At 68.2% G+C, this 24,890-nt stretch carries 24 protein-coding genes; 10 read left to right on the plus strand and 14 right to left on the minus strand.

From position 1 onward, the window contains the following. Positions 1-6 precede the first annotated feature (6 nt). The 3 genes from WI26_RS16940 (at position 7) to WI26_RS16950 (ending at position 2,815) form a co-directional block, all read left to right on the plus strand. Entirely contained in the window at positions 7-1,023 is a 1,017-nt protein-coding gene (locus tag WI26_RS16940) for an ABC transporter substrate-binding protein (RefSeq protein ID WP_069227758.1), read from the plus strand. 113 nt (positions 1,024-1,136) lie between these two features. After that, positions 1,137-2,447 carry an MFS transporter gene (locus tag WI26_RS16945; protein WP_069226593.1) on the plus strand — a complete coding sequence of 437 codons (1,311 nt, stop codon included), beginning with the start codon at positions 1,137-1,139 and terminating at the stop codon, positions 2,445-2,447. Between the two features lie 104 nt (positions 2,448-2,551). Beyond that, entirely contained in the window at positions 2,552-2,815 is a 264-nt protein-coding gene (locus WI26_RS16950; protein WP_069227759.1) for a prevent-host-death protein, read from the plus strand. A gap of 126 nt (positions 2,816-2,941) precedes the next feature. On the opposite strand, the gene WI26_RS16955 is transcribed toward WI26_RS16950, so the two are convergent. Further along, a complete protein-coding gene (locus WI26_RS16955; RefSeq protein ID WP_069226594.1) occupies positions 2,942-4,744 on the minus strand; it encodes a sensor histidine kinase in 1,803 nt (600 codons plus the stop codon). Further along, positions 4,741-5,388 (minus strand): response regulator transcription factor, encoded by a 648-nt coding sequence (locus tag WI26_RS16960; RefSeq protein WP_059542796.1) that lies wholly within the window; start codon positions 5,386-5,388, stop codon positions 4,741-4,743. The genes WI26_RS16955 and WI26_RS16960 overlap by 4 nt, the downstream gene beginning before the upstream one ends. Before the next feature lie 307 nt (positions 5,389-5,695). Between WI26_RS16960 and WI26_RS16965 the strand changes: the two genes are divergently transcribed. The 3 genes from WI26_RS16965 to WI26_RS16975 all read left to right on the plus strand — a co-directional run bounded on the left by WI26_RS16965 (position 5,696) and on the right by WI26_RS16975 (position 8,942). Further along, complete coding sequence (locus WI26_RS16965) at positions 5,696-6,148, plus strand: hypothetical protein (RefSeq protein WP_069226595.1); 453 nt, start codon at positions 5,696-5,698, stop codon at positions 6,146-6,148. A 102-nt stretch (positions 6,149-6,250) separates the two neighbouring features. Continuing rightward, a complete protein-coding gene (locus WI26_RS16970; protein ID WP_069226596.1) occupies positions 6,251-8,269 on the plus strand; it encodes an LssY C-terminal domain-containing protein in 2,019 nt (672 codons plus the stop codon). 163 nt (positions 8,270-8,432) lie between these two features. Then, entirely contained in the window at positions 8,433-8,942 is a 510-nt protein-coding gene (locus WI26_RS16975) for a GNAT family N-acetyltransferase (RefSeq protein WP_069227760.1), read from the plus strand. A 7-nt stretch (positions 8,943-8,949) separates the two neighbouring features. Here WI26_RS16975 and WI26_RS16980 read toward each other — a convergent pair whose 3' ends face one another. Then, on the minus strand, positions 8,950-9,903 hold the full coding sequence (locus tag WI26_RS16980) for a leucyl aminopeptidase (RefSeq protein ID WP_069226597.1): 954 nt from the start codon (positions 9,901-9,903) through the stop codon (positions 8,950-8,952). 58 nt (positions 9,904-9,961) lie between these two features. Continuing rightward, entirely contained in the window at positions 9,962-10,084 is a 123-nt protein-coding gene (locus WI26_RS33255; RefSeq protein WP_059452075.1) for a hypothetical protein, read from the minus strand. Between the two features lie 498 nt (positions 10,085-10,582). Here WI26_RS33255 and WI26_RS16985 point away from each other — a divergent pair, with 498 nt between their 5' ends. Further along, complete coding sequence (locus WI26_RS16985) at positions 10,583-11,833, plus strand: YbfB/YjiJ family MFS transporter (protein WP_069226598.1); 1,251 nt, start codon at positions 10,583-10,585, stop codon at positions 11,831-11,833. A gap of 108 nt (positions 11,834-11,941) precedes the next feature. On the opposite strand, the gene WI26_RS16990 is transcribed toward WI26_RS16985, so the two are convergent. From WI26_RS16990 to WI26_RS17020, 7 genes are read right to left on the minus strand one after another with little or no spacing between them, the layout of a single operon-like run. Then, a complete protein-coding gene (locus tag WI26_RS16990; RefSeq protein WP_059540353.1) occupies positions 11,942-12,988 on the minus strand; it encodes an ABC transporter substrate-binding protein in 1,047 nt (348 codons plus the stop codon). Beyond that, positions 12,985-14,136: an NAD(P)/FAD-dependent oxidoreductase gene (locus WI26_RS16995; RefSeq protein ID WP_069226599.1), complete on the minus strand. Its 1,152-nt coding sequence runs from the start codon at positions 14,134-14,136 to the stop codon at positions 12,985-12,987. The genes WI26_RS16990 and WI26_RS16995 overlap by 4 nt, the downstream gene beginning before the upstream one ends. Then, positions 14,129-15,568 carry an NAD(P)/FAD-dependent oxidoreductase gene (locus tag WI26_RS17000; protein WP_069226600.1) on the minus strand — a complete coding sequence of 480 codons (1,440 nt, stop codon included), beginning with the start codon at positions 15,566-15,568 and terminating at the stop codon, positions 14,129-14,131. The genes WI26_RS16995 and WI26_RS17000 overlap by 8 nt, the downstream gene beginning before the upstream one ends. Next, on the minus strand, positions 15,565-15,912 hold the full coding sequence (locus tag WI26_RS17005; protein WP_069226601.1) for a (2Fe-2S)-binding protein: 348 nt from the start codon (positions 15,910-15,912) through the stop codon (positions 15,565-15,567). The genes WI26_RS17000 and WI26_RS17005 overlap by 4 nt, the downstream gene beginning before the upstream one ends. Beyond that, positions 15,912-16,706: an ABC transporter permease gene (locus WI26_RS17010; protein ID WP_069226602.1), complete on the minus strand. Its 795-nt coding sequence runs from the start codon at positions 16,704-16,706 to the stop codon at positions 15,912-15,914. Before WI26_RS17010 ends, WI26_RS17005 begins: the two co-directional genes overlap by 1 nt. After that, a complete protein-coding gene (locus WI26_RS17015) occupies positions 16,703-17,665 on the minus strand; it encodes an ABC transporter permease (protein ID WP_069226603.1) in 963 nt (320 codons plus the stop codon). Before WI26_RS17015 ends, WI26_RS17010 begins: the two co-directional genes overlap by 4 nt. After that, complete coding sequence (locus WI26_RS17020; RefSeq protein ID WP_069226604.1) at positions 17,666-18,748, minus strand: ABC transporter ATP-binding protein; 1,083 nt, start codon at positions 18,746-18,748, stop codon at positions 17,666-17,668. It lies immediately after the preceding gene. Between the two features lie 293 nt (positions 18,749-19,041). Between WI26_RS17020 and WI26_RS17025 the strand changes: the two genes are divergently transcribed. The 3 genes from WI26_RS17025 (at position 19,042) to WI26_RS17035 (ending at position 20,740) form a co-directional block, all read left to right on the plus strand. Then, the gene (locus WI26_RS17025) at positions 19,042-19,932 is read left to right on the plus strand and encodes an IclR family transcriptional regulator (RefSeq protein ID WP_059466049.1); all 891 of its coding nucleotides are present in this window, start codon (positions 19,042-19,044) and stop codon (positions 19,930-19,932) included. Between the two features lie 17 nt (positions 19,933-19,949). Further along, positions 19,950-20,225, plus strand: coding sequence for a hypothetical protein (locus WI26_RS17030; protein ID WP_236849347.1), 276 nt, complete (start codon positions 19,950-19,952; stop codon positions 20,223-20,225). 131 nt (positions 20,226-20,356) lie between these two features. After that, a complete protein-coding gene (locus WI26_RS17035; RefSeq protein WP_069226606.1) occupies positions 20,357-20,740 on the plus strand; it encodes a hypothetical protein in 384 nt (127 codons plus the stop codon). A gap of 106 nt (positions 20,741-20,846) precedes the next feature. On the opposite strand, the gene WI26_RS17040 is transcribed toward WI26_RS17035, so the two are convergent. From WI26_RS17040 to WI26_RS17050, 3 genes are all read right to left on the minus strand, one after another. Continuing rightward, positions 20,847-22,406, minus strand: a complete 1,560-nt coding sequence (locus WI26_RS17040) for a methyl-accepting chemotaxis protein (protein ID WP_069226607.1) — start codon at positions 22,404-22,406, stop codon at positions 20,847-20,849. 301 nt (positions 22,407-22,707) lie between these two features. After that, positions 22,708-23,118 (minus strand): VOC family protein, encoded by a 411-nt coding sequence (locus tag WI26_RS17045; RefSeq protein ID WP_069226608.1) that lies wholly within the window; start codon positions 23,116-23,118, stop codon positions 22,708-22,710. Positions 23,119-23,225: 107 nt separating this feature from the next. Next, positions 23,226-24,710 (minus strand): alkaline phosphatase family protein, encoded by a 1,485-nt coding sequence (locus tag WI26_RS17050; RefSeq protein ID WP_069226609.1) that lies wholly within the window; start codon positions 24,708-24,710, stop codon positions 23,226-23,228. Positions 24,711-24,890: the final 180 nt, after the last annotated feature.

The raw sequence follows: 24,890 nt of genomic DNA on the forward strand, positions 1-24,890 counted from the left end.
ATGCGCATGATCGCGTCGCCGCGCCGCCGCGCGTTGCTCGCCGCCGGCCTCGGCATGCTTGCCGCACCGTCGCTGGTGCGCGCGAAGCCGCGCACGGTGCGGATCTCGAAAGGCTATGGCGTGCTGTACCTGCCGTTGCTCGTGATGGAGAAACAGCGGCTGTTCGAGCGGCATGCGGTGCGGCACGGCCTGCCCGAGATCGCGGTGGACTGGGTGCTGCTCGACGGCGGCAATTCCGTCAACGACGCGATGATGGCCGGCACGCTCGATTTCGCAGGCGCGGGCGCGCCGGGTTTCATCGAGCTGTGGGCGCGCGCGCGGGGGATTCCGAACGTCGAGGTGATCGGCATCAGCGGATTGTCCACGACGTCGCTGTCGCTCAATGCGAATCGGCCGGGCCTCGCGTCGCTGCGCGACTTCACGCCGTCCGACCGGATCGCCGTACCGGGCATCCGCACGTCGCTGTCGGCGGTCGTGTTGCAGATGGTCGCGAGTCGGCAACTCGGCGCGAAGCATTTCGCGCAGCTCGATTCGATCACGGTGAACCTGCCGCATCCGCAGGCGATGCAGGCGCTGATTCGCCGCGAGAACGGCGTCACCGCGCACTTCACGTCACCGCCGTTCTCGACGCTCGAGTTGCGGCAGCCGGGCATTCATCGCGTCGTGAATTCGGTCGACGTGCTCGGCCCGCTGACGCTCGACGTCGTGTTCGCGCCGAAGCGGCTCGTCGACACGGAGCCCGCACTGGCCGCGGCGTTTCTCGGCGCGCTCGACGAAGCGAACCGCCTGATCGCGCAGGACCCGCGCGCGGCCGCCGCGTTGTATGCGGCCTCATCGGGTGTCGGCGTGTCGCACGACGACGTGATGCGGATGCTCGCCGCGCCGGACACGCGTTTCTCGGTGCGGCCGAACCAGCTGATGGACTACGTCGAATTCCTGTATCTCGCCGGCACGATCAAGGCGAAGCCGAGCGCATGGCACGAGATGTTCGCGCCGATGCTCGACGACTACCGGACCGGCTGACTGCCGCCGTCCGTTGCCGGACCGCGATTTCATCGAACATCCCCGCGCCCGCGCATGCATCGCGCGCGGCGCCGATTCAACCGACAAGCAACCGATTCACGGAGGAGCCCGCAGTGAATACCACCGAGACCCTGGACCCCGCGTCCGCCGAAGAACAGCGCATCATGTCGAAGATGGCGCGGCGCCTGCTGCCCATCCTCGTCGTGATGTTCCTGATCGCATTCATCGACCGGCAGAACGTTGGCTTCGCGAAACTGCAGATGGTGCACAGCCTCGGCATGACCGAGGCAGCGTTCGGTCTCGCGTCGTCGCTGTTCTTCATCGGCTACCTGCTGTTCGAGGTGCCGAGCACGCTCGCGCTGCATCGCTATGGCGCACGCGTGTGGCTCGCGCGGATCATGCTGACGTGGGGCCTCATCACCGTGCTGATGGGCTTCACGACGTCGATGCCCGCGTTCTGTTCGCTGCGCTTCCTGCTCGGGATCGCGGAGGCCGGCTTCTATCCGGGCGTGATCTATTACCTGACGCTGTGGTTTCCGCAGAGCTACCGCGCGAAGGTGCTCGGCATCTTCACGCTCGGCAGCGCGCTCGCGAACATGCTCGGCTCGCTGGTCGGCGGCGTGCTGCTGAGCCTGAACGGCGTGTGGGGGCTCGCGGGCTGGCAATGGGTGTTCGTGGCGACGGGCATCCCGGCCGTGATCGTCGCGATCGTCGTGTTCCGCGTGCTGCCGGCGTCGTTCCGCGATGCGCCGTTCCTCGACGAACGCGAGAAGCAGATCGTCGCGGCCGCGCTCGAGCGCGAGAAGCCGATGCAGGCCGAGCATGCGCAGCCGTGGAAGGCGCTGCTCGATCCGCGCGTGATGCTGTTCGCGGCGACCTACATGCTGATGTCGACATCGTTGTACGGTGTCACGTACTGGCTGCCGACGCTCGTCAAATCGTTCGGCGTGTCGAGCGGTACGAACGGCTTGCTGAGCATGCTGCCGTGGGCGCTCGCGGTGCTGCTGCTGCTGTGGCTGCCGTCGAAGCTGCGGCGCGCCAAGAGCATCCTGCGCACGATCGCGATCGTCGCGGCGCTCGGCGCGCTCGGCTTCCTGCTGAGCCTCGTGCTGCCGTCGACGCCGCTGCGCTTCATCGCGCTCGTGCTCGGCGGCGCGTGCATCCCGCTGCTGTATCCGTGCTTCTGGTCGATGCCGCCGCGCTACTTCACCGGCGCGCGTGCGGCGGCGAGCGTCGCGGCGATCAACTCGATCGGCAATCTCGGCGGCTTCTTCAGCCAGAACCTGATGCCGTTCGCGGGCAAGATGACGGGCACCGCATTCGGGCCGATGATCGTGCCGATCGTGTGCCTCGCGCTGCTCGGGATCGGCGCGCTGGTCGCATGGACGCGCTCGGAGCGGGGGATGGTGGCCGCGCGGGCGTGAGCGACGGCGAGAGCCGGGGGCTGCGTTTTTTTGCAGTCCCCGCACTCGATCGTGCCGATGTGCTACCGGGCACCCGATCGTGACGCATGGAGAGTGAAGCGGAAATGACGGCGACATCGGGACTACCGATCAGTCAGAGCCTGCTTGAGGAAGCGGAAACCGTGTTGGCGGAACACGAGACGCTGCCGGTGTTCGTGGAGCCGACGCTGCGCGAGGCCGTCGCACGGCGACGCGTGCAGCGCGAGTTCGTCGCGCGCGGCCGGGCATCCGCCATGGAGGCGCGGCGCACGGGTGAGTACGTCGATGCCACCGAAGTGCACGCCACGTTTCAGACGATGCTGAACGCTGCGCGCAGGCGCACGAACTGATTGGACGAGCGGCGAAAACCCGTGCGCGCGATAGAACAGGTCGCGATCCTCGCCGTTCGGCATCAATGCGAAGAAGACGACCACCGACCCCCGGCCGCGGCATTTCGCCGTTGCTGCCCGACGGCTTTATCCCTGCGCCCGCGACGCCCCGCTTCCTTCATGCGCAATCGCCACATGCGCAGCCGCCACCGGAATATCGACCTCCACCGTCGTCCCTTCGCCGAGCGTCGTATCGATCCGCAGCGTGCCGCCGACGAGATACGCGCGCTCGCGCAAACCGACCAACCCGAACGAGCCCGACTTGCGCGGCGCACCGGGATCGAATCCCGCGCCGTCGTCTCGAATCGTCAGCGCGATCGTCTCGTCACGATAAACGAGGGCCACTGTCGCGCTCGACGCGGCCGCGTGCCGCGCGACGTTCGCGAGCGCTTCCTGTGCAATGCGGAACACGGCCGTCGCATACGGTTCGTCGAGTTGCAATTCGCCTGGCTCGACATGCAGCGTGCACGCCATGCCGTGGCGGTGCCGGAAATCCTCCACGAGCCACTGCATCGCGGCCGCGAACCCGAGATCGTCGAGCATCAGCGGACGCAGGTCCGACGCGATGCGCCGCGTGGCCGTTACCGCGCCGCGCGCGAGCCCATGCATTGCCGCGATCTTGCGCGCCAGCGGCGCATCGTCCTGCGGCACGCGATCGAGCAGCCATTCGAGATCGTTCTTCAGCGTCGCGAGCGTCTGCGCGAGTTCGTCGTGCAGTTCACGCGCGATGCGGCGCTGTTCGGCTTCGCGTGCGCTCGCGCTGATCGCCGCGATCTCGCGCAGCTCTTCGCGCGATGCCTGCAGCGCCCGCTCCGCGCGCACGCGCTCCTCGACCTCGCGCCGCAGGTCGCGGTTCGACGCGCTCAACTGCGCGGTGCGCGCCGCAACGCGCTGTTCGAGCCGTTCGTTTGCTTCGTTGAGCTGCGCGCTCTTCTGCACGACGAGCAGGTGCTGATAGCGTGCGCCGGCCAGCGCGCGCACCGTCTGCGCATGCAGCCGGCCGTTCTCGAACAGCAGTGCGAACAGCACCACGGCCGACGCGACGAGGCCGTAGGTCCGTCCCGCGTAGAAGCCCAGGTCGAAGCGTCCGTGGTTCAGCATCGACGACAGCGCGATGTCGAACAGCCATGCGACGAGCACGATCATCACCCACAGGTCCAGCACGGAATGACGGCGCCGCTGCCGCCACATCAGCACGAGCGCGGCGAGGTTCAGCGCCCAGACGACCGCGATCGCGTTCGTCATCGTCGAGGCCATTCGGTTGCCCTGCATGATGCGTGGCAGCAGGTCGTGGCCGACGGTCGCGAGCAGCGCGAGCGCGCCGGTGGCGCCGGCCGTCAGGACGATGCAGAGCAGGAGCGGAATCGCGGCACGGCGCTGCTCGAGCGACGGCGGATGCGCGTGCGGCGCCGCACGCAGCAGCGCGTATGCGGCGACCGCCAGCGGAAAGCCGCCGTGCCAGAACAGATAAAGCCATGCGGTCGTCTGTTCGCCCGCGCCGAGCAGCCCCGTCGGCGTGAACAGCCCCGGAAAGGTCAGCATGTGCGTGCCGGCCATGAAACCCGTGAACAGGTAGCCGCTGGCGAGCGCGAGCAGCGATTTCTCGCGCAGGATCGCGTACTGACCGAGAAGGAGGCCGGCCGTGACCATGTCGTTGACGACGATCGCCGACTGGTACACGGGAATGAAGCCCCACACGCGGGCAAGCGGCATGCCCGCGAACGGCGCGAGGGCGACGAAGATCACGGCCGACACGACGACCGTCGCGATCGCGAGTCGCCGCTCGCGCCGCTGCGGCGGCAGCGACGACATGAACAGGCGCGACGGCTCCGACGCATCGTCGTCGGGGGCCGTGGCTGTGGCCGCGCGGAAGCGGAATGCGGACATCATGCGTCGTCGACGCCGAAGTCGAGATCGTGGCGCATTGCGTAGCGCACCAGCGCGGCTTCGTGCGGCAGCTCCATCTTCTCGAGGATGCGCGTCTTGTAGGTGCTGACCGTCTTCGCGCTCAGCGTGAGATCCGCCGCGATCCGCGTGACCGTCTGGCCCGCGACGATGCGGCGCATCACGTCGAGCTCGCGCTCGGACAACCGCTCATGCGGCAGCATTTCGGACGGCGCGCGCATCGTGCGCGCGAGGCTTTCGGCCGCCGACGCGCTCACGTACACGCCACCGGTCGCGACCTTGGTGACGGCCTGGACGAGTTCGGCGGTCGCGCTGTCTTTCGTCAGGTAGCCGGTCGCGCCGGCCTTGAACGTGCGCGCCGCGTACTGCGTTTCCGCATGCATCGTCAGAACCAGCATGCGTAGGGATGGCGCCCGCGTCTTGACCAGCCGGATCAATTCGATACCGGTCGGTGCGGGCATCGACAGGTCGAGCAGCAACACGTCGGCCGCGCGCCGCTCGACCAGCGCGAGCGTGGCCGCGCCGTCGCTCGCCTCGCCGACGATTTCGAAACCGCCGGCCGTTTCCAGGATGTAGCGCAGTCCGTCTCGCATGACTGCGTGATCGTCAGCCAGAATTACCCTGATCATCTAGCGGTCCTCTTCGGGATGACGCCGCGGGTTGCTCTGCCGGTTGTCGCCGCGGCGGTTCTTCTGATCAATATATGCCGCCGCAACGGGAAATGGTGCGCCTCAGGGACATTTTTGAGACATCCGGGTGTCGAATGTGTGTTGAAGCGAAATAATCGTCGCGAAATGGCATGGGTGGTAGAGGCAGACGGGGAGGGTATTCCCGAGGAATCGTCACGGTCGGGCGGACGGCGTGCCCTCCCGGACCACCGTGATTCAGGGATAAACTGGTGCCCGATTGCCCGTCAAGACCCGAGGAGCCGCCACGATGATCGATCTCGCCCGCATCCTGCCGTCCGCGTTGCCCGACGCCGTCGCATGGGCCGACGCGCAGGCGGCTCATGGGCTCGCGACGGGCGTGCCGCTGACGTCCGCGCAGGCCGACGACGCGCGTATCGTGGGCGTCGCACAACCGGAGCGGATCCGCGTCGTGGTCGGCGACCGGCTGCCGTTTCCCGACACGCCGGCGCTCGGCGCGATTGCGCGCGACACCGGGCTGCTGTCGCCGGGAACCATCGGCCTCACGCTCGGCCATGCGGTGTTCGTGCTGCGCGGTCACGATACGCGCCGCCTGCTTACGCACGAATTCCGCCATGTGCATCAATACGAGAGGGCCGGGTCGATCGGCGCGTTTCTCGTGCGCTATCTGCACGAGATCGCGACCGTCGGCTACCACGACGCGCCGCTCGAAGCCGACGCGCGGCAACACGAGTTCGACTGACGCGGCCGGCGGGCGCGAACGTGCACGCATACCGATGAACCTTCCCCACGCCATCGCCGGCCCGGTGCGGAATCGTCGCGCCGCCACGCCGCGCGGCCCGCGATGAGCGAAACGATCCACGCGTGGCTCAGTGCGATCGGCGCGCACCCGGCGCTGGTGCTGGCGATCGTGTTCGCCACCGCCTGCGCCGAGGCGATCGCGTTGATCGGCACGGTCGTGCCGGCCGGTGCGGTGATGTTCGCGGCCGGCACGCTGATCGGCGCGGGCGCGCTCGACGGCTGGACGGCAATCGGCGTCGCGGCCGCCGGCGCGATCGTCGGCGACGGGATCAGCTACGAGCTCGGTCGCCACTACCGCGGCGCGATCCGCAATGGATGGGTCCGGCTGGGCTATGCGGATGCGTATGCGCGTGGCGAGCAGTTCGTGCTGCGCCACGGGGTGAAAAGCATCGTGCTCGCGCGCTTCCTGGCGCCGGTGCGTGCGGTCGTGCCGGTGGTGGTGGGGTGCGCAACGCTGCCGCGCCGGTCGTTCTATCCGGTCAACATCGCGTCGGCGCTGATCTGGGCGCCCGTGCACGTCGCGCCGGGCATCCTGTTCGGCGCGTCGGCGGTGCTGGCCGCCGCGATCAGCGTGCGGGTCGCCGCGATCCTGCTGGTGGTCGTCGCGCTGGTCGCGCTCGTGTGGATCGGCGTGCGCGTCGCGCTGCGGCGCGGCTGGCCGCTGCTGCGCCGTGTGCTCGCCGCGCTCATGTACGCGTGCGTGCGCCGCTGGCCGCGATTCGGCGCGCGGCTGCACGACGCGCTGGTGCGTGTGCGCCGCCTGCCGGGTGCGGTGCCCGTGTTCGCGCTGCTGTTCGTCGGCTGCGTGTGGCTGTTTGCCGGCATCGTGCAGGACGTCGTCGCGAATGATCCGCTGATGCACGCCGACATTGCGCTGTATGCGTTCCTGCAGAACCTGCGCACGCCGCCCGTCGATGCTGCGATGCGTGCGCTCGCGGTGCTGCACGGACACGATACCGGGCTGATCGTCGCAGCGGCGTTTCTCGTCTGGCTGATGATCCATCGCTGCTGGATCACGTCCGCATGGTGGCTCGCGACGGCCGGCATCGCGCTCGTGCTCGTGCCGGCGTTTGGCGCCGGCTCGCCCGGCACGATACCCGCGAGCCTGCCGCCCGGCGCGCTGCACGTGCCGCTGCCCGACGCCGACGCGGCGTTCGCGATGCTCGCGAGCAGCGGCATTGGCTGGGTGCTGACGCGCGACCGGCCCGCGCTGTGGCGCATCCCGGTCGTGACGGCGGTCGTGCTGTGGATCGTGCTCGGCGGTTTCGCGCGGCTGTACGTCGGCGATACGTGGTTGTCGGGTCTGCTCGGCGGCTGGAGCCTCGGGCTCGCGTGGTTCGCGATGTTGGCGGGCGCGTATTCGTACTGGCGCGTGCGCGAGCATGTGCAGCCGCGAGGCGCATTGGTCGCCGTGCTTGTCGTGCTCGCGACGACTGGTGTCTGGACCGTGCCCGCGCATTGGCAGCTCGATCGCGCGGCGCGTCCGCACGCGGGCGACGTCGTCGCGATGACCGTCGATCAGTGGATGCGTGGCGGGTGGCAGCGCGTGCCGACGCGGCGCACCGAAATCGGCGGCGATCGCGAGGAATATCTGCCGCTGCAGTGGTGCGCGACGTCGGACACGCTCGACCGCCATCTTTCGATGGCCGGCTGGCAGCGCGCGACGCCGTGGTCGCCTGCCACGGCATTGCGCTGGCTGCTGCCGCAGGCGCGGGCCGATGCGCTGCCCGTGCTGCCGCGCTACACGCAGGGCGAAAGTACGCGCCGGGTATTCGTGCGTGTCGATCCGGCCCGACCGGACAGCCGCCTCGTACTGCGGCTGTGGCGTTATCCGTATGTGCTGCAGGATGCGCTCGGCATGCGGCCGCTGTGGTATGGCGCGCTGTATCGCGAGACGCTGCATCGGCCCGCGCGGCTGATGACGATCGTGCGCACGGCGACCGTCGACGACGCGGCGGCGATCGCGCAGGCGCTGCAGGTCGAGCCGACGGTCGAGCGGCCGCCGGCGGGGATGAGTGCGGCGCCGGCCGCGATGCTGCTCGTATGGATGGTGCAGCCTTGAAGCGTGAGCGGCGTGTCAGGCACACGCCGGTTGCGCGGGCTACGTGGCGGTCCTTGGATGGAGCGACATGGTCGGCGCGTTTCTGGCAACATCGCGCGATACGCGCGGCTCGCGGCGCTACCGCTGCAATGCCGCCTCGATCCCTCGACTCGAAAGGACCCGCATGATCACGCTTCGCCCGATGACCGAAGATGATTTCCCCCGCTTCTGGCCCACGTACCACGCGATCGTCGCCGCGCAGGAGACCTATGCATTCGATCCGGCGGCGACGCAGGAGACCGCTCGCGCGCTGTGGCTCGACGCGCCGCTCTGCACGTGGGTCGCCGAGGACGATGGCGTGCTGCTCGGCTCGTACTACCTGAAGGCCAACGCGGCCGGGCCCGGCAATCACGTGTGCAACTGCGGGTATATGGTCGCCGAGGCCGCGCGCGGCAAGGGCGTCGCGCGCCTGATGTGCGAGCACTCGCAGCAGGTCGCTCGCGAACGCGGTTTTCTCGCGATGCAGTTCAATTCGGTGGTCGCGACGAACGAGGTGGCGGTCGCGCTGTGGCAGAAGCTCGGCTTCGAGATCGTCGGCCGCTTGCCGCGCGCGTATCGCCACGCGCGGCTCGGCTTCGTCGACTGCCTCGTGATGTACAAGTGGCTCGGCGATACGGCGGCCGCCGAAGCCTGATCGAAAGTCAGACGGCGAACGCGCCGTCGAACACGATCCGCTCGTCGAACGCGAGCGTGCCGTGCGCGAAGATCAGGTCGAGGTGGTGGCTGCCGTTCGCGCCGCCGCCGAGGCCGAGATGCAGGCCCGGATGGCGCTCCTCGAACCCGGCGTTGCGACCGTACAGCGCGCGGATGCCCAGGTTCGTGCCGATGCCGAACTCCTCGATGCGCCGGTGATTGTCATGCCGGTCGAGGTACGACGCGAAGTCGCGCCGGAAGCCTGCGTCGTCGCTGTCGAAATCGACGATCAGGCTGTCTTCGACGTGCAGCGTCGCGAGCCGTTCCGTCACGCGGTACTTGATCGCGAACGGCACGGTGCCGAGGAACGTGCCGCTGAATACGATCGAGCCGTGCAGGTCGGTGACGTGCGTCGCGATCTCGCCGGGCACGACGTCGAGATTGCCCATCCCGTCCACGCTCGTCCATTTCTGGTCCGGCGAAAGCGAGCCGGTCAGCGTGTTGCCGGCTTCGTCGATGAAGTGGACCTGCGATGCGCGCGCGGCCGCTTCGATCAGCCGGCCGTTGCGCGCGGCGATGTCGTCGAGCGATTCGGCGAACGCTTCGTCGAGATGCGGGCCGTAATCCTTGAACAGCACCGACTTGCTCCAGTGCTCGACGATCGCGGGACGGATCGCGGCCAGGAATGGCGGGCCGCTCGGTGACGGCGTCGGCAGGCACGACGAGTCGTACAGCAGCACGAACAGATCCGCGCGCGCGAGCGCGGCGGCGATGTCGGCAGGCGGGGTGGTTTCGAGGCAGAGGGTCGCCGCGTCGAACGAGTCGGGCAACGCGGAAAACGCGCGCAACGCGACGTCGCGATTGCGGGTGTCGTAGCCGACCAGCAGTTTGCCCGTTTCGCCGCGTGCGAGCTTGTCGCGCAGCGCCGGGTGATAGCCGAGCGCGCGGTGCAGGTTCAGCATGCGTATCTCCGGAAGCGGCGGAAGGGCCGCAGCCCTTCCGCGGGAACGGGCTGGCCGCTCAGACCGGCCACAGCGCGGTGCCGAACGGCACCACGGCATCCTCGACCATCATGTCGACGGCCTCGGGGTGCGTGTCTTCCTGCATCCAGTCAAGCAATTCGATCTGCGTAGTTTCCTGCATGTCAATTCTCCTGTGGTGAACATGAGCGATTCAACATGAAGCGCGGTAAAGGAATGACCGCCACTCGTCAGGAATTTCGTGAATACCGGACGAGTGGCGTCGATATTAGTCTGACGATTTCGCGAATGCAATGCGCTGCAAGGTTTTTAGCTGTGGTGTGCTAAACAAGCGGGTTTGCTGCGGGTCGTTCGATGAAGGCGTGTGAATCGGATCGAGAAGGCCATGGATTTTTTTGAATATCAAGGTCGTCAATGATGAATGGAGTCATGCGATTTATTTGAATTGCGACTGCAATCGCGTCGATCGTTTCCATTTTCACCATTCACGAACGATGCGCACGCGTCGAGCGTCCATGCGAATGGTCCACCGGCCGTCGTCGAGCCGACCTCGGCGGCGGCCCGGATTTTCTGGCACCATCTGACGACTTCGCGTGCGGGTCGCAACCGTGCGCACACCGCCGTCCCGGCGGCACGATTCGAACCACGATGGAGACACGCGATGCGCGCAGCGCCGCAACCGGAGCACGCCGGCCGAGCACGGCCCGATGCACGCGCCACCGAACCCGACCGGATGGCCGCGTGGCGGCTCGCGATCTGCCTGTCGCTCGGCAGCGCGATCGCGCTCGGCCTCGCGCGCTTCTCGTATGCATTGCTGCTGCCGCCGATGAAGGCCGATCTCGGCTGGAGCTTCGCGCAGGCCGGCGCGCTGAACACGGCGAACGCGGCCGGTTACCTGATCGGCGCACTCGTTTTCCCGTTCCTGTCGCGCCGCTGGCGCAGCGGCTCGCTGCTGGCGGCCGGCTGCGCGCTGACCGCGGTGTTGATGGCCGCATGCGGGCTCACGTCCGGCATGAACGCGCTGCTCGTCGAGCGGCTCGCGACCGGTGTTGGCAGCGCGCTGATCTTCATCAGCGGCGGCGTGCTGGCCGCGCGGCTCGCGTCCGCGTCGCCGCGCGATGCAGGGCTGCTGCTCGGGCTTTATTACGGCGGCACGGGGTGGGGCATCGTTGCATCATCGCTGCTCGTGCCCGCGACGCTCGTGCATCGCGCGCACGGCTGGCAACCGGCATGGTTCGCGCTCGCGTTCGCATGCGTGCTGTTCTCGGCGATCGCCGTGGCGGCGGCGCGTCGCATCGAGCATGCGCACGCGGCGCCGGCCGGGCGGCGCGACGGTGCCGCGCCGGCGGCGAGCGCGAGCGCCGCGCGCTTCGCACTTGCGCTCGCGGGCTACGGGCTGTTCGGCGTTGGCTACATCGGCTATATGACGTTCATCGTCGCGCTGCTGCGTGGCGCGGGAATGAGCGGCGTGGTCGTGTCCGCGTTCTACGTGATGCTCGGCGTCGCGACCGTCGTGTCGGCGCGGCTGTGGTCGGGGTTGCTCGACCGGATGCGCGGCGGCCAGGCGCTCGCCGCGCTCAATGCGTTGCTCGGCGTGGCGACGCTGATGCCCGCGCTGTTCGTACATCCGGCGGCCGCGTTCGCGTCGGGCGTGCTGTTCGGCGCGACGTTCCTGTCGGCGGTCGCGTCGACGACCGCGTTCGTGCGCCACAACCTGCCACCGGAAGGCTGGGCGAAGGGCATCAGCGCGTTCACGACGATTTTCGCGTTCGGGCAGATCGCCGGGCCTGTCGCGATCGGCTGGGTGTCCGACAGCGCGGGGCTCGCGCGCGGGCTCGTCTATTCGGCGCTGACGCTGTTCGCGGGCGCGGCGCTCGCGGCGGGACAGCGCGCGTTGCGGGGAGCGACGTAACAGGCACCGCCGCCCTGATGGAGTCCGCAGAGAAAAAGGGGCGTGGCGTCGCTCCCGCACATGATGGTCGCGGCGCGCGCGGCCGTTCCCGCGCGCGCCCGGCGCCAATTACCGCTCGATCTGCCGGTTCCAGCGCGTGTCCCATTGCGCGCGGCGTGCGTTGATCGCCGTCCAGTCGACCACCGTCACCTTGCGCACCAGCTCGTCGATGTTGCCGAGGCTTTGCTGCATCGCGGCGGGCATCTTCGCGAGGCGGTTGGTCGGGATCTGTTTGCCGGCCTCCGCCGCCTTCGTCTGCGCGGGCGCGGACAGCAGGAACTGCGCGAGCTTCTGCGCCAGTTGCGGATCTGGGTTGTTCGCGACCACGCAAAGGTCGACGAGCAGCAGCACCGGGCCTTCCTTCGGGTTCGCATACGCAACCGGAATGCCCTTGTCCTGCAGGTCGCCGACGCCGGTCGGCGTCAGCGGGAACAGGCCGGCCTCGCCGGTCTGCACCATCTCGGAGATCTTCGCGGAGTTCGGGATGTACTCGACGACGTTCGGCCCGACCGTGCTCGCCCACTTGCTGAAGCCCGGCTCGACGTTCTGTTCGCTGCCGCCGAGCAGCCGGTTGATCGCGAGAAATCCGTGCAGCCCGAACGTGCTGCTCGACGCGGACTGGAACACGACCTTGCCCTTGTATTTCGGATCGGCGAAATCCATCCACGACGTCGGCGGCGCCCAGCCTTTCTCCGCGAACAGTTTCTTGTTGTACGCGATGCCCGTCATCCCGAGCTGCACGCCCGCGCCGACGTCGTCCTTCATCCGCGCGAACGGATACAGCTCCTTCAGCACCGGCGAATCGTCGAGCTTCTGGCATACGCCGAGGCTGACCGCGCGCGCCATCACGCCGTCGTCGAGGAACGCGACGTGGATCTGGGGCTTGTTGCGGTTCGCGAGCAGCTTCGCGAGCACGTCCGACGACGTGCCGGGCACGACGACGACCTTCACGTTGTTCGCTTTCTCGAAGTCGGGCAGCACCTGGCTCGTATAGGCCTTTTCCATCGGGCCGCCGTTCATGCCGACATAGATCGTCTTCGTTTGCGCGAATGCGGGCGCGCTGGCGCCTGCGATGCAGAAGGCGGCAGCCGCCGCGATCGTTCCGAGCAGTTTCATCGTTGGGTCTCCTCTTGACGGAAAGGGGCGGTCGGCGCGGCTTCGCGGAAGAAGCGGCCGATCGAGAATGCATCGAGTGGCGTGGCGGTTTCGCCCGTTACGACGAGATCGGCGAGCACCTCGCCGACGCCCGGCGCGAGCAGGAAACCGCCGCCGGAAAAGCCGAACGCATGCAGCAGGTTCGGCGTCGTGCGGCTCGCGCCGATGATCGGGTTGTGGTCCGGCGTGCAGCCTTCGACGCCGCTCCACGTGCGGATCAGCAGCGCGTCGCGCAATGCGGGCAGCAGCGCGCACGCATCGCGCATTACCGCGCGTGTCGTATCGACCGACGGCTGACCGAATTCGCCGTCGCCGCGGCCGCGCCCGCCACCGATCACGCAGTTGCCGCGCGCAACCTGCCGCGCGTAAACGCCGCCGCCGTACACGCCGAGGTTGTGCGTGATGAACGGCGGCAGAGGTTCGGTTACCCACATGTTCGGGTAGATCGGCTCCATCGGCACGGCTTCGCCGAAGCGTGCGGCGATCGTGTTCGCCCATGCGCCGGCCGAGTTGATCAGCCACGTCGCGGTGCATGCGCGGTCGCCGGCATGAACGTGAAAACGCGTGCCGTCGTGCCGGACCTCATCGACCGGCGTGTGCTCGAATACGTCGGAGCCTGCCGCGCGGGCTGCGCGCGCGAATGCGGGCGACACGACGCGCGGGTTCGCATGTCCGTCGGTCGCGCACAGCGAGCCGCCCACCGCCGCGCGGCCGAGCCACGGATAGCGGCGGCGGAACGCGTCGCCGCGCATCACCTGCAGCGGCAGGCCGTGCTCGCCGGCGAGCATCGCATAGGCATCGAGTGCATCGAGATCGGCGTCGCTGCGCGCGAGCCGCAAGTGGCCCGACACGACGAACTCGCCGTCGATGCCGATCAGCTCGGGCAGGCGATCCCAGATGCGCCGCGCGCGCAGCGCGAGCGGCAGCTGTTCGGCAGGGCGGCCCTGGCAGCGTACGCCGCCGTAATTCACGCCGCTCGCCTGCGCGCCGCAGTCGCGGCGCTCGAACAGGGCGACGCGCAAGCCGCGCGTCGTCAGCGCCAGCGCGGCCGATGCACCGACGAGCCCGCCGCCGACGATCGCGACGTCGTAGTGCCGATGCTCACTCATCGCGCGCCTCGTCGGGGATCGCCGCGACATCGTCGCCCGCGAGCGCGGCGGAGATCGGGAACGGCTTTACCGGTGGTTGCGCGCGCAACCGACCGACGTCCTCCAGCGAACGGCCGGTCTCCGCGGCGAGCACGAGTGCGGTCGCGTCGCCGCACATGCGGCCCTGGCAGCGGCCCATCCCGGCGCGTGTCAGCGCCTTCACCCGATTCAGCTCGGTCGCTTCGCCGGCGCGAATGCAGCGTCGCAGCGCACCCGCATCGATTTCCTCGCAGCGGCACACGATCGTGTCGTCGGGGCAGCGCGCGGCGAGTGCGGCCGGCGGCGCGAACGCGGCTTCGAGGCCCGCGCGGAACGCGCCGAGCCGGGCCAGCCTGCGTTCCAGCATCGCCGCATCGGGTTTGCCGGCGCGCGCGGGCGACGACGTGTCGATGCCCGCATCGTCGAGCAGCGCAAGCGCGGCGCGTCGCCCGGACGCCTCGGCAGCGTCGGCGCCTGCGATGCCGGCGCCGTCGCCCGCGACGTAGATGCCGGGCACGGACGTGCGGCCGGCCGCGTCGCGCTCGGGCAGCCATGCGCGGTTAAGCGGATCGAAACTGAACCGGCAGCCGGCGAGATCCGCAAGCTGGGTTTCCGAACGCAGCCCGAAGCCGAGGCCGAGCGCATCGCAGTCGAGCATCCGCGGCGGCGCGCCGCCGCCGGCCGCGCGCCATGCGAGTCCCGTCACGTGCCGCTCGCCGAGCACGCGCTCGAGCGTGACGCCCGTTTCGATCGCGACGCCATGCGCGCGCAGCCAGCCGATGTAGTACAGCCCCTTCGCAAAGGTGGACGGCATGCGCAGCAGGGCCGGTGTCGCGGCTGCCTGCTGGCGCAGCGGGCTCGTGTCGAGCACCGCGGCGACCCGCGCGCCGGCCTTCGCGTATTGATAGGCGACGAGATACAGCAGTGGTCCCGTACCCGCGAACACGATGCGGCTGCCGATCGCGCAGCCCTGCGCCTTCAGCGCGACCTGCGCGCCACCGAGCGTGTAGACGCCGGCGAGCGTCCAACCCGGCACCGGCAGCATGCGGTCGGTCGCACCGCTCGCGACGATCAGATGAGAGAACGGCACGGTCGTCTCGCGACCGTCCTGCAGCGTGTCGACGCGGCCGGCGCCGCAAGCCCATGCGAGCGTGTTGGGTCGATAGTCGACATGCGGCAGCAGCGCGGCCATGGTCCGGTGCACGGCATCGGCCTTCGCAGCCTCGAAGCCGTACAGCACGCGCTTGCCGCGCGCGAACGCACCTTCGGCCGGCGGTTGACGATAGATCTGTCCGCCCCACCGCGCGTTCTCGTCGATCACGACGGGGCGCAGCCCCGCGTCGACCAGCGCCTCTGCCGCGCGTACGCCGGCCGGCCCGGCGCCGACGATCACCGGGCGCAATGCGTCGCTCATGATGCGTCTCCCGCCGCGGCGGGCTGCGCACCCGTGAGAATCCGCATGCCGTCGACGATCGGCGTCGAACATGCGCGCACGCGTGCGCCGGCCTCGGTGCGCACCCAGCAGTCCTGGCATGCGCCGATCAGGCAAAAGCCCGCGCGCGGCTTGCCGCTGAATTCGCTCACACGCACGCGGCGCTGCGCGACGAGGATCGCGGTGAGCACGGTGTCGCCGGCGAGCGCGTGCGCGGGACGGCCATCGAGCATGAACGCGACGGCGGCGCGCTCGCGTTCGGCAACGCGCACGAACTGCGCACCGTCGTCCGCGAGGCCTGTGGAACGGGAAACGGGAGTCGTCATCAGTGTTGGCCGATCAGGATGCGGTTCAGGCCGTACACGCGATCGAGCAGCAGCATCGCGCCGGCGGTGATGAAGATAACGAGCGCCGATACCGACGCCATCATCGGATCGATCGATTCGGTCGCGTACATGTACATGCGCACCGGCAGCGTGACGGTCTGCGGCGACGTGACGAAGATCGACATCGTCAGTTCATCGAAGCTGTTGATGAACGCGAGCAGCCAGCCGCCGGTGATGCCGGGCACGATCATCGGCAGCGTGATGCGGCGAAACGTCGTCCACGGATCGGCGCCGAGCGAGCATGCGGCCTGTTCGACGCTGCGATCGAGGCCGGTGACGGACGCGAGCACGAGCCGCATCACGAACGGCGTGATGACGATCATGTGCGCGACCACCAGCCACGCGAACGAGCCGGTTGCGCCGATCAGCGCGAAGAACCGCAGCAGCGCGATGCCGAGCACGAGGCCGGGGATCACGAGCGGCGACAGCAGCAGGCCGTTGAGGAACGCGCGGCCGGGAAACACCGCGCGACCGATCGCGAGCCCGGCGGGCAACGCAATCGCGAGCGACAGCGTCGCCGATGCGAACGCGAGCTTCACGCTGTTGGCGAAGGCGGTGACGAAGTCCGGATAGTCGAGGATCGCGCGGAACCAGCGCAGCGACAGGCCATGCGTCGGCAACGTGAGCGTTTCGTCGGGCGTGAACGCGACGAGCACGACGATCACGAGCGGCGCGAGCACGAACAGCATCACGAGCGTGTGGAACGCGAGGGCGAAGGGGCCGTTCTTTCTCATCGGGAAGCGCCTCCGAGGCTGCGCGCATAGCGGCGTTCGAGCACGCGGTAGTAGGTGAGCATCACGACGAGGTTCGCGACCAGCAGCAGCACCGCGATCGTCGCGCCGAGCGGCCAGTTCAGCGAGCCGAGGAATTCGTCGTAGACGGCGGTTGCCGCGACCTTCAACCGGCGTCCGCCGAGCAGGCCCGGAATCGCGAATGCGCTCGCCGACAACCCGAACACCATCAGGCTGCCGGACAGCACGCCCGGCATCAGTTGCGGTACCACGATACGGCGCAGCGTCGTGAACGGCGATGCGCCGAGCGACAGCGCCGCGTGCTCGGTCTGCGGATCGAGCCGCTGCAGCGCGGTCCACACGGGAATCACCATGAACGGCAGCATCACGTGCACCAGCGCGATCACGATCGCGAACGTCGTGTATTCGAGCTTGTACGGCCCGAGACCGACGAGCCCGAGCGCCTGGTTCACGAGCCCGCTCGTGTTGAGCAGCATGCTCCAGCCGAATGCGCGCACGACGACCGATACGAGCAGCGGGGCAAGGATGACGAGCAGGAACAGCGAGCGCCACGGGTCGCGCATTTTCGACAACACGTACGCTTCGGGCGTGCCGATCGCGACGCAGATCGCGGTGGTCAGCGCGGCGATGCCGAACGTGCGCGCGAAGATCGTGTGGAAGTACGACGAGCCGAGCACCTCCGCGTAGTTGCCGAACTGGAACGCGGCGATCGGGCCGGTGGCCGGGTCGTAACGGTAGAACGTGAGCGCGAACGTCATCGCGAGCGGCACGAGCACGAGCGCGGCGAAGAGGAGGAACGCGGGCGCGCACATCAGCCACAACGGCGCATGAGCACGCCATGACGCACGCAACGTGCAACCGCCGGCCGATGCGGGCGCGGCCGCTTGCGGGAGCACGGCCGGCGTACCGTCGGTCGGGAGCGGTCGGGCAGGCTGTCCCATTCAGGCCTCCCGCCGCATCACGCGCACCGCGTCGCTGTGCCAGTCCACGCCGACCGGCGCACCTTCGGCGAGCGGCTCCGCCCCTTCGTTCTGGCAGCACACGAGCACTTCGCCGAGCACGCTTTCGACGCGGTACAGCCACTGGCTGCCGAGGAAGAAGCGGCTCGTGACGGTCGCGGCGAGGCGGCCCGCGCCCGGCGCGCACAGGCGCAGCTTTTCAGGGCGGATGCACACGGACACGGCGTCGCCGATGCGTACGTCGCGCTCACGCGCCGGCAGGTGCGCGGTGCGGCCCGTCTCCGCGAGATCGTGGCCGAGGTCGATGCGGATCGCGTCGCCGTCGTGCGCGACGATCGTGCCGGGCAGCAGGTTCGCCTTGCCGATGAACTGCGACACGAAGTGGCTTTCCGGGCGCTCGTACGCACGATACGGCGTATCGGTCTGCGTGATGCGGCCGGCTTCCATGACGACCACGCGATCGCTGATCGACAGCGCTTCCGATTGATCGTGCGTGACCATGATCGTCGTCGTGCCGATCTTGCGCTGGATCGCGCGCAGTTCGAACTGCATCTCCTCGCGCAGTTTCGCATCGAGGTTCGACATCGGCTCGTCGAGCAGCAGCACCGGCGGTTCGATCACGACCGCACGTGCGATCGCGACGCGCTGCCGCTGGCCGCCCGACAGCTCGCGCGGAAAGCGGTGCGCGAGCGCATCGAGACGCACGAGCGCGAGCGCCGCGCGGATGCGTTCGGCGCGCTCCGCCTTGTCGACGCCGCGCATGTCGAGCCCGAAGCCGACGTTCTCCGCGACGCTCATGTGCGGAAACAGCGCGTAGCTCTGGAACACGATGCCGAGCCCGCGGCGGTTCGGCTTCATGTGCGTGATGTCCTGACCGTCGAGCGCGATGCGGCCGCGCGTGACGTCGACGAAGCCGGCGATCATCTGCAGCGTCGTGGTCTTGCCGCAGCCTGACGGCCCGAGCAGCGACACGAATTCGCCCTGTTCGACCGACAGGTTGACGTCAGCGACGGCCGTAAGCTCGCCGAACGATTTCGTCAGATCCGTAAGCGTGAGAAACGACATGGGAGCTCCGGGTTCGCACACCGGATGGCCGGTGCATCATTGACGCGGACTCTAGCCAGCCATATTTCGGAGCGTCAATTTCGAATTCTGCTCAACGGGATGAATTTCGAAAAAATTCCATTGGGCGGAATGATTTGAGTTTTCGCCGGAAAATCGTTCCATTCAATGAGGGGTGGCCGGGTAGTGAATGGCGCGCGTCAATCCCGTGCACACCCGGATGCCCGCCGCATTTCGGCGGCACGACAATGGCGGCTGGCGTATTCCGTTCAATGAAATCACCGAGGAGAACTCGCATGCAGGAACCTCATTCGCGCGGAACGTCGCGTGCCGCACGCATGCCGGCCCCGGACGAGGACACCGCCGCCGATGCCGCCGGTGCGCCGGGCACCGGCATGCTGCAGCGCGCGTTCGCGATCCTGCGCGCGCTGGCCGGCATGCAGCAGGACGGCGTGCGCGTCACGCACCTCGCGAAGGCCGTCGGCCTCACACAGGGCACCGCGCACCGGATCCTGCAATCGCTGATCGCCGAAGGGATGGTCGAGCAGGACGAGCAATCGAAGCTGTACCGGTTGAGCGTCGACTTCTTCGCGCTCGCCGCGCTGGCGGGCAACCCGAGCAGCATGCGCACGCTGTGCCGGCCCGCGCTGCTGCGGCTGTGCGCGAGTCTCGGCGAGACGATCTTCCTGCTCGTGAAGAGCGGCTTCGACGCGGTATGCCTCGATCTGTGCGAAGGGCCATTCCCGATCCGCTCGTTTACCGGCGACATTGGCGGGCGCGTCGCGCTCGGCGTCGGGCAGGGCAGCCTCGCGATCCTCGCGTTCCTGCCGGAAGCCGAGCGCGAGGAAGTGATCCGCTTCAACGTGCCGCGCATTCGCGGCTACGGCGTGCTCGACGAAGTGTATCTGCGCACCGAGATCGAACGCGTGCGCCAGCTCGGCTATGCAGGCCGCAACAGCGGCGTGCTCGACGGGATGGCCGGCGTCGCGGTGCCGATCCTCGACCGCACCGGATATCCGGTCGGCGCGCTGAGCGTCGGCACGCTGGCGTCGCGCCTCGGCGACGACCGGATGCCGATGGTCGTCGAACTGCTCAGGCGCCAGGCCGACGCGATCGGCCCGCGCACGAACCCGTTCGACGCCGCATTGCGGCGACCGATGCACGGACTGTCCGGGAAAACCGCATAGCAGCATCACGCGCGGCCGTGTCGTCGGCTTGCTTGCTCATCGACCTGTTCCGCCCGCACATGATGCCGATGAACCTGCCCGTGTATCGCGTGACCTGTTTCGCGAACGCGGCCGGCGTGTGCATGACGATGGTCGGCGGCCGCATGCCGATGGAGGATCGCCGCGTGTTGTCGATCGACGAGAACGAGATTCTCGAGCGCGTGACGCCGGTTGCGCAGACGATGATCGCGCGCAGCGGATTGCGGCACCTGCTCGACCAGCCGAAGACGCTGTGGGGGCGCAGTCGCTGCTGAACGGCGCCGCGGGGGCTGCGGTTTGTGCGCTGCAATGACGCGGAGGGCGGGCCGGTTCGGGGCGGGTTTTTTCCTGGTTTCGCCACCGATGGACATGCTAGGATTTCCGTCAAACAACTCCGGAGACTGCCATGCCGTTCATCTGCGAAAACGTTGAATGCCGTGCCGTGCTGGCTCGCGGTCAGGTCAAGCCCGGTCGTGAAGAAGCGGGATGGTGTTTCTATTGCCCCGACTGCAAGGCCAGGAACGAGTTGACGAGTATCGGCGTGCCGGGCGGTCCGGTCGAGTTGAATCAGCCGGAGCGAGCCAGTCCCCCGCACAAGGTCGTCGCGATGGCGCATCCCCTGGAGGACGGCGGATTCGCAGCCCAGCTGCGCGTTCAGCGGGCGCTCGCCGTGAAAGGAACCTACGCGGCCGAAGAGCGCTGGGAGCAGCTCGGCGTATTCCCCGACGCGCAGGAGGCCGTCGCGCACGCGAAGTCCTTCGCGATGGACCTGCTGGCGCGGGCGGCCTAGGCGCGAGCAGCACGCCGGACGATCCACATTTTGCCGGCAACGTTACCGGGCGCGACTCGCGTGTCGTACCGTGCCGGCAGGCCCGACACCGGTCGGGCCGATCACGTCACGCCGCCGCCTGTCGAAGACGGAATTGCGCGACGGCATCGCTGAGCCGCGTGCTCTGATCCTCGAGCGACAGCGCCGCGGCGGCCGCTTCTTCCACCAACGCGGCATTGCGCTGCATCGTCTGCTCCATCTGGATGACGGCAGCGTTCACCTGCTCGATGCCGGCTGTCTGCTCGTCGAACGCGATGCTCGTTTCACCCATGATCGCGTTCACGCGTTCGACCGCGGCGACGAGTTCGTTCATCGCCGAGCCGGCGAGCGCGACGAGGCCGCTGCCATCTTCGACGCGCTGCGCCGAGCGGCCGATGAGTTCGCGAATCTCCTTCGCCGCCGACGCGCAGCGCTGTGCGAGGCCTCGCACCTCGGTTGCCACAACGGCGAAGCCACGCCCCTGTTCGCCCGCACGCGCCGCTTCGACCGCGGCATTCAACGCGAGGATGTTGGTCTGGAATGCGATGCTTTCGATCACGCCGACGATGCCCGAGATCCGCGTGGAACTCTGCGAGATCGCCGACATCGTTTCGACGACGCGCTGCATCGCGTCTCCGCCCTTCGAGGCGATACCGGCCGCGCCTTGCGCGTAAGTGCGCGCATCGCGCGCGTTGTCCGCATTCTGGCGCACGGTTGCGGTCAGCTGCTCCACGCTCGCCGCCGCCTGCTGCAGCGACACGGCCTGCTGCTCCGTGCGCGCGGACAGGTCGACGTTGCCGCTCGCGATGGTGCGGACGTCGCCGACGATCGTCTCCGTGCTCGAGCGCACCTGGTTCACGGTTTCGACGAGGCCCTCCTGCATCCGCTTCAATGCATTCAGCAGATACGCCATTTCGTTTTCGCCGGGAATGACGACCGTGCCGGTCAGGTCGCCTTTCGAAATCCTGTCGAAATGCGCGACGGCGAGATGGATCGGCGCGATGATCGCCTTCGCCAGCACGCGCTGCGCCAGGAAACCGACGATCAGCGCGAACAGCGCGACCGCCACCATGGCCCACACGATGCGGTGGAAGCGCGCGCCGGCCGCATCGTAGCGCGCCTTCTGGCGTGCGACCTGGAATGATTCGAGCGCGTCGATCGATTCCTGGTAGGCGGTGAAGAGTGCCGGCGGCGCGGTGCGGTGCGTGTCGAGGAAGTCGAATGCGTTGTCGTGATCGAGTTGCGACATCGCCTTCAGGAATACCTGGTCGAGCAGGGTGCGACGGCGATTGCGCAGTGTGTCGAACAGCGTTTGCTCGTCGGCGTCGCGCGCATGCAGGCGCGTGTATGCGTCCAGTTCGTCGTCGCTCTGCTTCAGGAGCGTGTGGAGTTGCGCGATTTCCGCCTTCGCGGGCTGGCCGGCGCTGATGATCTGCGCGACGTCGCTCACGCGTTCGCGCAGCACCAGCATGCGTTCGGAGCTGGTTTTCAGGTGCAGCAGCGACGCGGTGTCGTCGCGGTACATCGCTTCGAGCGAGCCGTTCCCGGCATAGAGGGCGGCGATGCACGCGCCGACGACCAGCACGAGCAGCGCCGTATAGCCGGCGATGGTCGCGACGAGTCCGCCGCGGATGGTGAGTTTTCGCATGACGTTCCCTTGCAGACGGCCCGACGGGCGGCCGACTGCGGATGTGGATTCCGGATCACGAACGACGATGGGGCGCCGCGTCGAAATGCGGGGCGCCGGGGTTGCTAACGGATTAACGGCAGGCGCGGCGCGGAGGTTTTACTCGCACGCGACGCGAATCTGAACGAATGCGACAGCAGGGCGGGGCGGAAGGCGGATGCGTTGTCGTGGCGAGCGGCGCGCCGGCAGCCGACGCACGCATCGCATGCACGGGTTGAGATGCACGCGAAGCATCGATGGGTTCCGGTGTCCCGGCTGTCGCTTACGCGTCGCCAGCCAGCCGAGCCCGGATCTCGTCAACCGACAGATCGCGCCGATGCGTGGCGATCTGCCACGTGTTTCCCCACGGATCCCGGACCATCGCGCGCCGGTCGCCGTACGGCATGTCGGCCGGCGCTTCGAGCGAAGTCGCATTTGCGGCAATCGCACGGCGATAGGTCGAGTCGGTGTTCTCGACATAGACGTAGAGAAACGCCGGCATCGGGTCGCGCAGCCCGTCCCCGCCGCTCACCATCACGACGGAATCGCCGATCCTGATTTCGGCTGGCAGTCCTGAACGGAATTCGCCCTGCGCGTGAAAGACCACCTTGATGAAGGCGATCAGGTGGTCGGGATCGGGAACGACGATGCGAGGCGTGACGGTATGCCAACCGTCGGGCTGGAATCGGGCCATGTCGAGCGACCTCGGTGGGAATCACGGCGTATTGTCCTCCGGCGCCGTGTGCGAGCAAAGGGGCGGCTGCATCGATTTCGATCGGCGCAGCCGCGTGCGCGCCGCCGTCATGCGCCCGTCCGGAATCGGAGCGCGGCTGCCTTCGCGCGCAATTCGGCGAAACGGTCGACTGCCGGACTGGACGACGGTCCGGCCGCCATTTGCGACGGGTCGATGCCGGAGACCGAACCGGACGGCGAGGGTGCGGTCTGCCCGGGACACGCTCCGCCGAACGGTCCTTGCGCGACCGTGAACGCCGGCGCGTCCGTGCGCGGCGCGTCGGCGAAATCGAGCGCGTAAGCGAGGTTGAATGTCGCCGGGTCGCTGCCGCGTACACCGAGCGGCTTCAATCCGAAACGCCATTGCAGCAGTGCATGAATCGAGCTCGGGTCGAACGGGTAGCGCGTCACCGTGCCTGCGCGAACGCGCGGGCCGAGCAGCGCAAGCGGCACGCGAAAGCCGAGCTTGCCGTCGTTGCCGATCGCGTGCTCGCTGTTGCTGATCGGCCGGATCGGCGGCACCACGTGCTCGAGAAAGCCGCCCCATTCGTCGTACACCACGATCATCAGCGTGCGATTCCAGATGGGGCTCGTGCGCAACGCGTCATAAACCTGGTTGAGGAACGCCTGCCCGTCGCGAATATCCGCATGCGGATGATCGTCCGCGGAAACACCTTGCTGCTCGCCCGTGAAAGCCGGGTCGACCATGCAGAACGGCGGCAGCGTTCCCGCCGCCGCATTCGACAGGAAATCCGAAAACATGTGCGAGATGCCGAGATAGCGCGTGCCGTACAGCGCGGTGAACGGTACGTCGTGGTAGTAGTAGCTGCAACCCACGTTGGCATCGCTCAGGTTGTCCCAGATCGTGCGCAGCGACGAGTTGTCAGCAGTGTCGGCGAGGCGGTCGGTGGCGCCGCTGTGCAGGTAGAGGCGATTCGGAAACGTGTTGGTCAGGATGCCGCTGAAGTAGAAATCGCCGATCGTGTAGCTGCTCGCCACCCCGCTGAAGAACGGCAGATCGGCCGACGTGTAAAAGCCGATGGGCAACAGGTCGCCGCGCGTCAGGCTCGTTCCCGGCGTCAGGAGCCAGCCGTTCATCGCCCCCGAAGCCAGTTGCGTGCGCGCGCCCTCGTAGCTGTGGTTCGGGTCGTGGTACGCGCATGCCTGATAGCCGTAAGCGGGATTGGCCGACAGCGGGAACGGCGCATTGGTCCCGCCGAACGCGTCGTTGAATTGCTGATTGGCGGGCATGCCTTCGGCGCCGGGCACCCAGCTCAGGTAGTGGTCGAATGAGCGATTTTCCATCGTGACCAGCACGATGTGATCGATGCCGGAACTCGCGGGGTCGGGCAATGCCGGCCGTGGCAGGTTGTAGCGATCGCGGCCGTTCGGTGACGGCGTGTCGCCGATTGACGGTGCGCTCGCGTTGCCGTCCGTGCCGGGTCCGTCGCCGTCTCCGCCGCAACCTGGCAGCGCAACGCTGCCCGCCATCGCTGCAACGCCCGCGAGAAAGCGTCGGCGATTGTAGCGGCGATATGCATTCGTCTCGTCCATGACAACGTTCTCCTTCGTTATGGGATGCGGCGCTGACCGGCCAGTCACGCATCGCCGCCGCGAAGCGACGCGCACTCGCCGTTGCAGATTGCGAGCGCGCGGGAGGCGCAAGCTTCATGCCCGTTGCGCAAGGCGCCGCATCGTGCAGGCCGCCGAGGTCGTTCGTTGCATGCGCACACG

Source organism: Burkholderia diffusa (assembly GCF_001718315.1).
In the GTDB taxonomy this organism is placed as follows: domain Bacteria; phylum Pseudomonadota; class Gammaproteobacteria; order Burkholderiales; family Burkholderiaceae; genus Burkholderia; species Burkholderia diffusa_B.